Source organism: Barnesiella sp. An22 (genome assembly GCF_963931395.1).
Lineage (GTDB): Bacteria > Bacteroidota > Bacteroidia > Bacteroidales > Barnesiellaceae > Barnesiella > Barnesiella merdigallinarum.
The window spans coordinates 1571409-1585058 of the sequence record NZ_OZ007014.1 but is presented as its reverse complement, the minus strand read 5'-3'; the positions used below and the strand labels follow the sequence as shown (position 1 = coordinate 1585058).

Genomic DNA, 13650 nt, shown 5'->3' with positions numbered 1-13650 from the left:
GTTCTATTTTATTTGGAATACTGCTCAATCTCCGAGCGTACCTCCGAGTTGTCCAAATCATCCCATTTGAGCGGTTTGATCTTCTCTTGAATAATCTCGAATACCACAAACAAAGCGGGCACGATGAATATCTGGCAAATCATACCGATGAGCATACCGCCCACAGCACCGGCACCCAGGGTACCGTTACCGTTGGCACCTACACCCGTGGCAAACATCATAGGCAACAGACCGATGACCATGGCCAACGACGTCATCAGGATAGGCCGCAAACGGGCGGCGGCTCCGTCGATGGCGGCATTGATGATAGGCATACCGGTACGACGGCGGTCGAGGGCGAACTCGACGATAAGAATCGCATTCTTGGCCAACAGACCGATAAGCATGATCAAGGCAATCTGCAGGTAGATGTTGTTCTCGACTCCCATGATGAGGGCGAAGATGAAGCTACCGGCCAGACCGAACGGTATCGAAAGGATTACCGACAGAGGCAGCACGTAGCTCTCGTACTGGGCACTCAACAACAGGTAAACGAATACCAGACAGAGCACGAAGATGATGGCCGTGGTACCGCTGCTCGAGCTTTGTTCCTCACGGGTCATACCCGAGAACTCGTAGCCGTAACCTACGGGCAGGGTCTCGGCGGCTACCTCCTCGAGGGCCTTGATGGCCTCACCCGAGCTGTAACCGTCGGCGGGGTTACCGTTGATCTTGATCGAGGTAAACATGTTGAAACGGTTGATGTTATCGGGACCATAGACCTTGCGCAGGGTAATGAAGTTGGTAATGGGCGCCATCTCGGAACCGTTGCGAATCTTGATGTTGTTGAGGCTCTCGGGGCTTACACGGGCACTGGGCTCGGCTTGAATCATCACCCGGTAGAGTTTACCGAACCGGTTGAAGTTCGACGAATACATACCTCCGATGTAACCCTGCATGGCCGTGAGCACATCGCTCGGGCTGATGCCGGCCTGTTTACACTTGGCCACGTCGACATCGACCATGTATTGCGGGAACGAGGGGTTGAACGTAGTCGAGGCCATGGCAATCTCGGGTCGTTTCATCAACTCGGCCAGGAAGTCCTGGGTCACCTCGTAGAAGCGGTCGAGCGAACCACCGGTCTTATCCTGCAAGTTCAACTCGAAACCGTTACTGATACTATAACCCGGAATCATAGGCGGTGCGAAGCAGAGCACACGGGCATCTTTTATCTCGGTAGCGAACTTCGAGTAGAGGGCTCCGATGACCGAGTTGGCATCCATACCCTTGCCGGTACGCTCGCTCCAGTCTTTCAGCTTGACAATGAACGAACCGTAGGTATTGCCCTGACCACCGATGAAGCTGAAGCCCACAATCTGCGTACGGCCCTTCACGGCGGGGTGCAACCCGATGATACTGTCGACCTGCATGAGCACTTGCTCGGTACGCTCTTGCGAGGTACCCGGCTGCAAGTCGGCCGTAATCATGATGGTACCCGTATCTTCGTTGGGCACCAGACCCGTAGGTGTCACGTTCATCAGCACTACCAGAATAATGATAGCCACGATAACACCGGCAAAGGAGAATTTCTTATGATGTACAAAATGTTTTACACCGTTTTTATATTTACCCAGCAAGGTATCGTAAGCGGCATTGAAGGCCGTGTGGAAACGGTCGATGAAGGTCGATTTCTTATGACCCGCGCCGCTCTTGTCGTGCGGTTTCAGCAAGATGGCACACAGGGCCGGGCTCAACGTCAAGGCGTTGATAGCCGAGAAACCGATGGCGAAGGCCATGGTAAGACCGAACTGACGGTAGAAGGTACCCGATGTACCGGTCATGAAACTAACGGGGATAAACACCGACATCATCACCAGCGTAATCGAGACGATGGCTCCCGAGAGCTCGCGCATGGCATCGATCGAAGCCTTACGCGGCGACTTGTATCCCTGGTCCAACTTGGCATGGACACCCTCGACGACCACGATCGCATCGTCGACCACAATCGCAATGGCCAATACCAAGGCGCAAAGGGTAAGCAGGTTGAGGCTGAAGCCTATCAGATACAGGGCGAAGAAGGTACCGATAAGCGATACCGGGATGGCGATGGCGGGAATCAACGTCGAACGGAAGTCTTGCAGGAAGATGTATACCACGAAGAACACCAGAATGAAGGCCTCTATAAGGGTCTTGATTACCTCGTGAATCGAAGCGAACAGGAAGTCGTTGGCATTCAGCGTAGTCTCTATTTCCATACCGGCCGGGAGGTCTTTGCGAATATCGTCGAGCAGGTCGGTAATATCGCCGATAATCTCGGTAGCATTCGAACCTGCCGTCTGGTAAATCATGGAGCTCACGGCGTTGTGGCCGTTCTGGAAGTTCTTAAACCCGTAGGTCAAACGGCCCAGCTCGATGTCGGCCACATCTTTCAGATAGAGAATCTGACCGTCGGCATCGGCCCGAATGACCATGTCGCCAAACTCCTCGGGGGTTTGCAGACGGCCCTTGTAGGTGAGCACATACTGGAACGACTGGTTACCCTGGGCACCGAACTGACCGGGGGCGGCCTCGATGTTCTGCTCGGCCAGCACGGCGGCTATATCGGTAGGCATCAATCCGTATTGTGCCATCACGTCGGGTTTGAGCCAGATACGCATCGAGTAGTCGGTAGCCATTACGTTGGCATCGCCCACACCCGGGATACGTTGTACCAGAGGGATTACGTTGATTTTGGCGTAGTTCTCGAGGAACTCGAGGCTATACCGGTCGTCGGGGCTGTAAAGCGAGAATACCATCAGCATACTGGTCTGTCGCTTCTGGGTAATCACACCCACCTGCGTTACCTCGGCCGGCAGCAGGTTCAAGGCTTTCGACACCCGGTTCTGCACATTCACGGCAGCCATATCGGGGTCGGTACCCTGTTTGAAATATACGGTGATGGTGGCCGAACCTGTGTTGGTGGCGGTCGACGTCATGTACATCATGTCTTCCACACCGTTGATCGACTCCTCCAAGGGAGCGATTACACTATTCAAGATAGTCTGGGCATTGGCACCCGTATAGGATGTAGAGACCTGTATCGTAGGCGGTGCAATATCGGGGTATTGCGTGATGGGCAAAAATACAAGTCCGATAAGGCCCAGTATAACCATGAAGATGGATATCACGGTCGACAATACCGGGCGATTGATAAATCTGTCTAACTTCATAATTTCTTCCTATTTTGAAGTTGAGGGTTATTATTTGTTTTGTGCTTGAGCCTGAGCCTGACCTTGAGCCTGAGCTCCGGCTACCTGAATGGTCATACCGTCCTTGAGGGTATTGACACCTTCTACCACGATGCGGTCGCCAGCCTTGAGGCCCGAGAGCACCATGTAGTCTTTACCGTTGTCGATCGACGAGATGGTGATTTCGGTCGATTTTACCGTAGAGTCGTCGTTGACTACGTAAACAAACTTCTTGTCCTGAATCTCATAGGTAGCTTTCTGGGGCACCAGCAGGGCGCTGTCGCTCTTCATCGGAATCATAATCACACCCGCGCCGCCGCTACGCAGCAACTTGTGCGGGTTGGCAAAGGTGGCACGCATGTTCGACGAACCGGTCTGCGTGTCGATGATACCGCTGATGGTCTCGATTTCGCCCTTCAGGGGATAGATGCTGCCGTCGGAGAGCTTGAGCGATACGGCGGGGAGTTTCGACAGGAAGTTGTCGGCACCGTATTGGGCGGCCAGCTCGAGAATCTGACGCTCGGTCATCGAGAAGTAGACATACATCTCGGCATTGTCCGACACGGTAGTAAGCGGCGTAGCCGACGAAGGCGATACCAGGCTACCTACCCGGAAGGGAATCTCGCCTACCACACCGTCGAGCGGGCTGGTCACGCGGGTATACGAGTCGTTGTTGCGGGCATTCACCAACTGAGCCTCGGCCTGAGCCAGTTGAGCCTTGGCCGACGCGTAGGAGTTCTCGGCCATCTGCAAATCGTACTCGCTGATGATGTCGCGGCGTTGCAACTCGCGCTTGTTTTCGGCCGTCAGTCGGGCAGTCTCGGCGTTGGCGCGAGCCACCTCGACATTGGTCTCGGCTACCTTCAGAGCAGCCTTGTAAGGCACCGTATCGATTACGAAGAGCACCTGGCCTTTACGCACGACCGAACCCTCGTCTACCCGCAGTTCGGTAATAAAGCCGCTTACATTCGGCCGTATCTCAATATCCCGTTTACCTTTGATTGCGGCAGGATAGTTACTATACCACTCCATTGAGTCGGGCTCCAATGTCATCACGGCATACTCACGAGCCATTCCACCTGTCTGAGCATTTTTCCCTCCACAGGAAAACAAAAAAATACAAAGCATCGCACCTGCGATGGGTTGAATAAAATTTTTGGTCAGTTTCATATTCATAAGTAACAAAATATTATTGTCGACGTTGGTACTCTGTTTAAACCTTATATTAACAAATGTTAATCAATATCCTATTCATAGACTCTCTCTGCTCCTATAAAATGACTTACTACCCCAATAAACAGGGACTTTTGCCAGCTTTTTCAAATGCCACAAATTTAGGAATAAAGTCTGTATAATAGCTGGAAATAATGAAAAAATAAAATAAAATAAAATTTATATATTTCGCCATACAATCTTTCTTATACCTATTCGACTGCAAAGATAAATTCTTCCTACTGTACGAACTGGTTCTTTATCACCGATATTTAGTTCTATTTTTCCGATTCGAATACTTTCCGGCCAAAAATCTGTCCATATCTACACGCTTTGTCAACCGGTCGAGGAATTTTCGACGAATATATCGGATTTTTGTACCATACTTTACTGGATACCAACCGATATGCAACGGCACAAAGGGAAATGAATCGGACGACAACGGCTCATGCACCAATACAAAATCGGAAGAGAGCCTATTGCCTGCCAGCCTCCAAAAACAGAGGCGACCGCTCTCCTCACCCCGGTCCTGTCCTCCTGACCGGTCGTGCACACTTTCGCACACAACCCGTTCGCAAGAAGAGAGAACTTGGAAGAAGAGAACGGCCGCCCGCCAAAAGAGCGAGGTATCGCCTTAAATCTCCTTTATCGAAATGGCATATCCTCCACCGGGAGCGACATACTGTTTCAATTTCGATTTCGAAGTAACCTTGATTTTTCTGATTTCATACTTCTGAGGATTCGTCAGGTAGTGAGTCTCTTTCGTATCGCTGTAAACCGTTGCCTCGTATTTCTTTCCCTTATCCAGGAAATCGAAACTGATTTCGGAGACACGGGCGTTGTAACCGCCTACACTACCGACAAACCACTCACCCGTCTTTTTAGCCTTGCGGGCTATGGTTATATATTCGGCCGGCTCGGCTTCGAGATAGACGCTCTTCTCCCACTCCATGGCTACATCCTTGATGAACTGAAAGGCATCGGCAAACCGCTCGTAGGTCTCGGGCAGATCGGCCGCCATCTGCAAGGGGCTGTACATGGTCACATACAGAGCCAGCTGATTGGCGATAGTCGTGTTGGCATGCGAGTGGTTGTTGGGGTTGTACTTGCTGATGTCCATTTCGAAGATACCGGGCGTGTAGTCCATGGGGCCACCGATGAGCCGGGTAAAGGGCAAAATGGCCACGTGGTAGGGCTTGCTGCCGCCGAAGGCCTGATACTCGGTACCCCGGGCCGACTCGTTGCCGATAAGGTTGGGATAGGTACGGCATATACCCGTAGGACGCACGGCCTCGTGAGCATTGACCATGATTTTGTACTGGGCCGCTTTTTCGACGGCATACTGGTAGTGGTTGACCATCCACTGGCTGTAGTGATTTTCACCGCGCGGAATGATATTGCCCACATAGCCGCTCTTCACGGCCGGATAACCGTTGTCGACCATAAACTGGTAAGCCTGGTCGAGATGGCGCTCGTAGTTGCGAATCGAGGCCGAGGTCTCGTGGTGCATGATCATCTTCACCCCTTTGCTCTTGGCATAGTCGCGTATCTCCTCGAGGTTAAAGTCAGGATAGGGTGTTACGAAATCGAACACATAATCTTTGGAGTTTCCGAACCAGTCTTCCCAGCCGATGTTCCACCCCTCGACCAGCACGGCGTCGAAGCCGTTTTCAGCCGCAAAGTCGATGTATCGCTTCACATTTTGGGTGTTGGCCGAGTGACGACCGTGGGGCTTGGCCTTGGCATAGTCGGTCACACCCAGTTGCACCGAGGGGAAATCCCACGTATAGGACCAGTCGCCCATGCCGGTAATCATCTCCCACCACACGCCTACATACTTGCAGGGTTTAATCCACGAGGTATCCTCGATTTTGCAGGGGTCGTTCAGGTTGAGCGTGATGCGCGAGGCGAGGATGTCGCGGGCATCGTCGCTGACGATAACCGTGCGCCAGGGCGAGTGACAGGGTGTCTGCATGTAGCCCTTGTCGCCTTGCGAATCGGGGGTAAGCCACGAGGTGAAAATCATGTGCTCGTCGTCGAGATTGAGGTGCATGCAGGCATAATTGATAAGCGCAGCCTCGTGCAGGTTGATGTAGAGGCCATCGTCGGTCTTGAGCATGAGGGCCGTCTGCACGCCTGTGGGCGAGAAGCTGGTTTGCGAGAGGTTCTCGGTGATGGCACCGGCCTGCAGGCCGCGGATCTCGGAGAGGCGCGATACGGTGTAGTCATACTCCTGCGTATCGTAGTCGCCCGGAATCCAGTAGGCCGTGTGGTCGCCGGTCATGGCAAACTGGGTGCACTCTTCCTTGATGACAAAATAGTTCAGGTTCTTCTGTTGCGGAAATTCATAACGGAAGCCCAACCCATCGTCGAACAGACGGAAACGCAGCACCATTTCGCGGTCGGTATTTTTCTGACGCAGAGTCACCGCCAACTCGTTGTAGTGGTTGCGTATCGAAGCCTCTTCACCCCATACGGGAGTCCAAGTTTCGTCGAATGTGGAACAGGCCGTATCGGCTATGCAAAACCCGGTCATCAGCGAATAGGGTGTACCCTCGTTCTTCTCGTCCAGGTCGTTGAAGTCGCGCCGCTGCGACTCGCCCTTGAGTTCGATACCCAGATGGCTGGGTGCAATTACCGTTTTTCCCTTATATTGCAATGTATACGTAGGACGACCTTTCTCTATCGAGAAATCCATCTGCAACTGTTTGTTGGGCGACAGCAAGGTCTGTGCCGAAACGGCCATGCTGCAAAGTACAGCCGCCACCCCTATTTTCAAAGCTTTTCGATTCATGATTTATATTTATCTGTATATTTTATTCATTAGTCTTTCAACAGTTTGCACACTGTCATTTGCCCTTCTTCCGAGATTCTCACCAGATAAGTACCCTTGTTCAGTTGGGCAATATCCAGAGTCGATACACTACCGTTCAATCTTTGTTGCATCACGCACTGGCCGTTTATCGAAAAAATCTCTATTTCACCTTCGTTTGAGGCCAGATGCACATTGATCAAATCTTTGGTCGGATTGGGATAGACATAACTCTGATCTGCAACCGGAGCCTGCACACCCGTGCTCTCCTTGCTTATGCTGTAAACCAGAGTCTGGTCGTTGAACCGTATCGTATAATCGCCGGTAGTCTCAATGGTAAATTTGAGGTTGGGCTTGCCGCCTGTGGTCTCGACGGCCGTTCCGGCCAAGCCTTCTACACCACCCCAGTCCTTGTCGCTCCAGTTGTTAGTGTTGGCAAATTTCAACTCCCACTCTCCGGCCGGGATATTCACGTCGGTTACCTCCCATTGGTTGTCGGCCACCAGTTCCATGTAACCGGCACCCAGAGTCCAGTTGTTGTAGGTACCGCCTACATAAATCTCCTTTTGTACCGAGTCGTATGTGCGAACGACAGCATACTGCAGGGTGTGAGGATTAAAGGTAATGTAATAGTTTCCGCTCGTCTCGATGGTAAACTTGATGTTCTCGCAACTCTCGTCGGGGCCCTTCACGGCAGTACCCGTCAGGCCGTTGTTCCCGTCGGGAGCACCCCAATCGGTATCGCTCCAGTTGTCGGTATTGGCAAACTTCATTTCATAGGTGCCGGCTTCGAAATAGAGGCGGTCGCTCGTGAGTGTTCCGTCTTCCGAGGGGTCTTTGAGCATGAGGCGTTTGTCTTCGTCGCCATTGAACCAGTTGGTAAAGGAACCGGCAATAAAGTAGGTGCCGATCTTGCTCAAATCGAGCGACTCGGAAACATCGGCTACTTTCGGTACCCGAATCGTATTGCTGCTCGTCCAGTCGGAGTATTGAGTTTGCTCGCCACCGACAACAGCTACCCTGAAATAGCGGGCCGGACGTTCAAAACTGCCTTCGGTTTGGGTGATGCTTACCAACAGCGAATCGGCATTATACTCCGTACAGGAGAATTGCAACAGGGCATAGTCGCCGTTCCGGTATTCAAAGCCTTCGCCCTCGTCGTCGTACAAGGCACCTTCGGCCTGACCGTTGTCAAGCGGATTTACATACAGCGTAATGGAGTCGCACGTGTACTCGGCCGTGCTCTGAATGTCGTGACCCAGATAAGGCAGAATGGCACCCGAGCGAAGTGCTACGATGGCTTGATAACCGTCGTCCTCGGCTTCCAGTGTCAGCTCGTCCCAGTCGCCACCGGGCAAGGTGGGGTTGACAGCCCAGCGCGGAATCACGAGCAGGTCACCGCCCAACAGGAAGGCTTGTTGCTCTTCGCGCAAACTTTCGTCGGTCAAATCGGCAAAGAATACCGGGCGCATGACGGGCATGCCCGTTTGAGACGATTCGCGGAACAGCGTATAGAAATAGGGCAACAGATGGTAACGGCGGTTCACGGCGTTGCGGGCCACCTTCTCTATCTTGCTGCCAAAAGCCCAGGGCTCTTGAGCGTGTTCCGACGTGTGATTACGCGAGAAGGGGTAATAGGGAGCCAACGCAAACCAGTGGCCCATCAGGTCGGCATTGCCGATGCGGCCGTATCCGCCAACGTCGGGGCCGCCGAAAGGTTGTCCCGAGAGGCCGAGGTTGAGCAGTACGGGAATCGTCAGCTTCAAGTGTTTCCACGTGTCGAGATTGTCGCCGGTCCACGTAGCGCAATAGCGTTGTGCACCCAGGTGATTGGCACGGGAGAGGAGGAAGGGACGCTTGTCGGGGCGGCTCTGCATGAGGCCTTCGAAAGAGGCTTTCGTCATCAACGACCCGTACAGATTGTGATAGCGCATGTGAGGCCCGGCAGCCAAATCGCCGCCACCGCGATGCCAGTTGGTCGTGAGCATGGTCCACTCGGGGGTATTGAACACGCCCGGTTCGTTCATGTCGTTCCAGGCACCGTCCATATTGTTTTCCTTGTAGAACTCGCCATAGAGGCCGGCCCACCATTCGCGAGTCTCGGGCCGCGTGAAGTCGGGGAACTTGCACATGCCCGGCCACACTTCGCCCTCGTAGTCGGTCACCTTGTCTTCGGTTTTCACCCAGTGATCGCCCTCTTGTCCTTGCTGATAGACAATGTAGCTATCATCGATTTTCACACCCGGGTCGGTAATGTAACCGGCCTTGAAGTTACGGCTGTGAAGCGAGTCGTTCATGGCCAGCGGATTGGGAACTCCGGCTGCCGAGAAGTAATCGGAATCGTCGTAGGTGAAAAGACGTTTCCCATCCATATAGTCGATGTCGAACCAGATGACGTCGCACGGGTGATGGCGACGACGCATCTCGCTGGTAATCCACAGGACATCGGCCGGTTTGTACGAAGGGTTATAGCGCGACTGGTGGTACCCGATAGCCCACAGCGGCGGCAGGTTGATGGTACCCGTCAGTTCGCCCAAGGCCTGCATCATCTCGGCCGGAGAGTTACGCTCGATAACGACCACCCGGAAAGAGGGACCTTCGCTGGTGATTTTCATTGGGTTCGTCAGGTTAATCTCCGAGCGCCAACTGTTATCGGCAATGATACCGAAGGTTTTGCCATCGGGACGTACCCCCATAATCCAGGGGTGCGACTGATAGAGCCCCTCTTTGTAATAGCCATAGTTGTCGTTGTTCCACAGAGGAATATCATAACCGTTACGGCGCAAATTGCCGTTTACAAGCCCCGTTCCGTACAGGTCGACATTGTCGCTGTAAGCAATCTCTACCAGGGTTTTCCCGTTATCGTCTGTTTTGAAAACCGGACGTATCTCCCAGTCGGACGGCACATCGCCCTGCCGGGTCAACTTTTTCTGTATGGCAAACGAGGCCAAAGTTTGTGTCGAATCGAAATCGGCCGGATAGAATACCGCCATTCGATCGCCACACAAAAATTCTTCTTGAGCATGCACGCCGATAGAGGCACACAGCATCAAAACAGACAGCAATTTGTACTTCATAAAAAACTATATTTCAAAATAAGCAATCTTGTAACTTCTTTTCTATTCGTCGCGGCAGAGCCGGCCGGGCCGAGGCAATCCCCTGCAGGACTCCTCCCCCAGCCCGCTTCCGAGATCTCAATATTCCACGACAATCATGTCCCAGTATTTCAAGGCCGGGAGGGTTGTGGTTATCTTGCCGCCGGCATATTCATACTCGAGCGGTATGGCCACACCGTCTTTCACATCGGGCGAAGCCACCCATACGGCTTTGGGATTCTGTTTGACGGCAAAGCTCACATTCACGGCTTCCAGCAAATCGGGCTCACCCTGGTTGGCATTGGTGTCGCACCAATCGAGGTGCGTGGCATTGCGATAGCTCAACAGGTGTATCACATCGCGGTCGTCGAAGCGTTTGCCCACGGTGGCAATCTGGCCTCTCACGGGGCCCCACTGGTTGAATGCAATATCGCCGGACGTCGAGGTGACATCGATACCGTACCATTCGCCACCGTCGCGCAACAGGTTCTGGTAGGCGGTGAGGAAATCGTAGTAGTGAATGAGCGCAATCTTCAACTCACCCCGCATCGAGAGGTTGTTGTTGGGGAAATACTCGTTGCAAAGCAGATGCTCGCCCAGTTGCAGAATAGAACCGCCCCAGGCAAAAGCGGCCGCACTACCCATGAGGATACCGGGCGTATTGAAATAGCTGCGCCCCTTGCGTCCGTGCTCGTAATTCATATAAGCGGCCAGAACCGTCTTCTTGCCATTAGACCACTTGTCGTTGTTGGTAATGATGTCGGAGAAGATGGTATATCCGCGGTCATCGCTGTGGTCCCACACCTCGGTGTAGAGGAAGTCGACAGGAGCTTTCGAAATCTGGTTCTCCTGGCCATACTGGCCCACGGCATTCATCACGAGCGACTTGTCGGGATTGGCCTCTTTCATGCTCTCGATAAAGTGCTTGAAAGTCTGGTCGAGATAGACCCGGTTGCCATAATAGTCATAGGTTTCGCCCCGGTCGCCCAACTGGTCTATCTGGTAGCCGTCGAAATCGAACACGGCATATACGTCGCTGTTCTGCTTGGTGATGTAGTCGATCCAGGCTTCATTGCCCGAATTGACAATATAGATGCTGCTCTTGAAAGGCGATCCCAGCTCGTGGCAATCCTTACGCACATGGCTGGCATCCTTGAAGAGATACCACTCCTCCTGCACGCCATCTTCGGCGGCATCGGCAAGGGCACCGTAAGCCAGGTTGTAGAACAACGACTTCATGCCATACTGATGCGATTTTTCGATATATCCCTCTACCGTCTTCTTGTAGCAGTCGCGGTTGATGATGTCGGTCCACACCTCCATCGGTGCCGACGGCGTACCGGCCAGGGGTTTGTGGTGCTTGTAGTGCCAGTCCTGGAATTGCACGTAGTTGATGTGATGGCGATTGAGGTCGGACATGACGTCGGATATATCCTGGTCGGTCATGTTGCCATAGGCCGAGAGGAAACCGTTGCGCGGGAATCGGTCGGGGGTCGACGATACATCGACGGCAATGCTGCCATAGACGGTCTCTACCCCGTCGGCATCCTTGCTGTACAGGTCGACCATATAGCCCTGATAGTCGGTGGCAGGCGGCTGCCAGCTCCAGCTGCAGCTACTCAGCGGAGCCTCCTCGAGGGTGGTACCCAAATGACGGTAACGGACCATCACGTTGGAAGCCCCTTGAATGAGCTTGTTGAGCGTGAAATTCACAGCCTCGCCCGGAGCATAGCAGGCTTTATCGGTATTGAGTTGTACCTCCATGTAACCATCGCCATAGGTGATGGGATCGTTCTCTATGTCAAAGCGGTTGCAGGCCGAAATCGACATGAGAACCGAAACGGAAAGGCAGGCTAAAAACAGCTTCTTAATCATATCTTTTGAACTTTATAATTTTACGAATGAGATGGTTTCATTTTCCACGTCGATAGTGATGCGGTAATTCCCGGCTTCGCTTATAATCCATTTGTTGTCGGGCTGGTTGCCGATGACGTAGGATCCGTTTTCCGAGATGGGACAGTTGGCCTGCGGAGCCAGTATGAAATCGCCGCCAAAGCTGTGGTCGATTTCGAGCGGGAACTTCAGTTCGCCCTCCGACAGATAGCCTTCATAGGTGAACACGTTGGGATTGGACGAGCTGCGCTGCATCTCGGTGATGTTGTCCCACGACCAACCGCCGGGGGCAGCCGAGCCCATGATCCATACATGCTCGTATCCTACGTAGTTGCCAATCTCCAGAGTATTGCCCCGCAAGTCGAGTGTCACGCTGTACTTGTTGGCAGCCGGTATGTTCCACTGCTTGCTGGCCGTGCCTATATCGTCGACGAGTTGGATGGTCGTGGTACCCAGCCCGTTGTTGTCGAGAGGCTGATAACCGGCGCAACCCGAGGTCGCGGTCGTGCTCGAGATGAGCATATTGCCGGCCGACAAGGCTCCGTTGTAGGTAAAGATAAAGGAGTCGTCGCTCGACTGCTCGAGTTTGATGGCCGAGGGTGCAGCCTCGCCTACCAGATAAAGGGTCGAGAAGGGTACCTCGCCGTCGAGGTTGGTGAAGCTGACGGTAAGCAGGTCGAGGTTCACATCGATCAGGTAGTTGCCGGCCTCTTCGATTACCCACTTGTTGTCGGGATAGTCTTCCTCTTTCTCCCGGTAGTGCATCCTGGTGGGGTCGTCGTTGTCGCGCACGTAGCACGGATACCAGTCGCCCAGCTGGGCATTGAACTTGATTTCGCCCTTCTTGAGCATACCCTGCCAGGTGAAGTGCGCAATGTTGTCGTAGTCGCTCGACATGATGGTGGCCAACTGATTGTCCCAACCATTGGGGGTAGCATCGCCGATGATATAGAGGTTGAGCACCCGCCATTTATAGGGAGCGATTCTTACCTCCTTCACAGGCGATACCTGCATGGGGACGGTGGGGTCTGCGACGGTAGCCGTTACCCGCATTTCAAAATCGGTGTATTGCTCGAGGGGAATGGTGGGGAAATAGTGGAGCAAGGTATCGGTAAGCTCCTTGTTGGTAAAGGAGATTACCCGCGAATCGGTCTTGCCGATGTTGTATTTGATACCATTTTCGAAATTATCGCCCTTCACATCCATCTCGAAAAAATACGAGATAGCTGCACCCGTACCTTGGTTGGTCCCGCTGGTCCAGGTAATTTGCAGAGCCTCCTGGGCATCGCTGCGCTGGTCGCAACGTACCGAATCGGCCGAGAGATTTATCATCAGGGGCGACTCGCCCTTGTCGAGCACAATCTCCTCCTCACACCCGACCAGACCGACCGAGGCGAGTAATGTCATACCTATTATAGTCTTTGCTTTCATT

The 13650-nt window shown here is 53.2% G+C and carries 6 protein-coding genes; all 6 read right to left on the bottom strand.

The window, feature by feature from the left end; genetic code table 11:
• Positions 1 to 8: 8 nt before the first annotated feature.
• The 6 genes from ABGT88_RS06305 to ABGT88_RS06280 all read right to left on the bottom strand — a co-directional run bounded on the left by ABGT88_RS06305 (position 9) and on the right by ABGT88_RS06280 (position 13649).
• Positions 9 to 3188, bottom strand: a complete 3180-nt coding sequence (locus tag ABGT88_RS06305) for an efflux RND transporter permease subunit (RefSeq protein ID WP_346701053.1) — start codon at positions 3186 to 3188, stop codon at positions 9 to 11.
• A gap of 30 nt (positions 3189 to 3218) precedes the next feature.
• Entirely contained in the window at positions 3219 to 4280 is a 1062-nt protein-coding gene (locus ABGT88_RS06300) for an efflux RND transporter periplasmic adaptor subunit (protein WP_241147784.1), read from the bottom strand.
• 772 nt (positions 4281 to 5052) lie between these two features.
• Complete coding sequence (locus ABGT88_RS06295) at positions 5053 to 7212, bottom strand: glycoside hydrolase family 97 protein (protein ID WP_346701051.1); 2160 nt, start codon at positions 7210 to 7212, stop codon at positions 5053 to 5055.
• 29 nt (positions 7213 to 7241) lie between these two features.
• Positions 7242 to 10307, bottom strand: a complete 3066-nt coding sequence (locus ABGT88_RS06290) for a TIM-barrel domain-containing protein (protein WP_346701049.1) — start codon at positions 10305 to 10307, stop codon at positions 7242 to 7244.
• Positions 10308 to 10424: 117 nt separating this feature from the next.
• Positions 10425 to 12200, bottom strand: a complete 1776-nt coding sequence (locus ABGT88_RS06285) for a glycoside hydrolase family 66 protein (RefSeq protein WP_346701047.1) — start codon at positions 12198 to 12200, stop codon at positions 10425 to 10427.
• A gap of 12 nt (positions 12201 to 12212) precedes the next feature.
• Positions 12213 to 13649 (bottom strand): SusF/SusE family outer membrane protein, encoded by a 1437-nt coding sequence (locus tag ABGT88_RS06280; protein ID WP_346701045.1) that lies wholly within the window; start codon positions 13647 to 13649, stop codon positions 12213 to 12215.
• Position 13650: the final 1 nt, after the last annotated feature.

What these genes read in the sequence shown, in the direction of transcription:
- ABGT88_RS06290 (WP_346701049.1), bottom strand. Translation starts at nt 10,307, where the DNA reads ATGAAGTACAAATTGCTGTCTGTTTTGATGCTGTGTGCCTCTATCGGC.
- ABGT88_RS06280 (WP_346701045.1), bottom strand. Translation starts at nt 13,649, where the DNA reads ATGAAAGCAAAGACTATAATAGGTATGACATTACTCGCCTCGGTCGGT.
- ABGT88_RS06305 (WP_346701053.1), bottom strand. Translation starts at nt 3,188, where the DNA reads ATGAAGTTAGACAGATTTATCAATCGCCCGGTATTGTCGACCGTGATA.
- ABGT88_RS06295 (WP_346701051.1), bottom strand. Translation starts at nt 7,212, where the DNA reads ATGAATCGAAAAGCTTTGAAAATAGGGGTGGCGGCTGTACTTTGCAGC.
- ABGT88_RS06300 (WP_241147784.1), bottom strand. Translation starts at nt 4,280, where the DNA reads ATGGCTCGTGAGTATGCCGTGATGACATTGGAGCCCGACTCAATGGAG.
- ABGT88_RS06285 (WP_346701047.1), bottom strand. Translation starts at nt 12,200, where the DNA reads ATGATTAAGAAGCTGTTTTTAGCCTGCCTTTCCGTTTCGGTTCTCATG.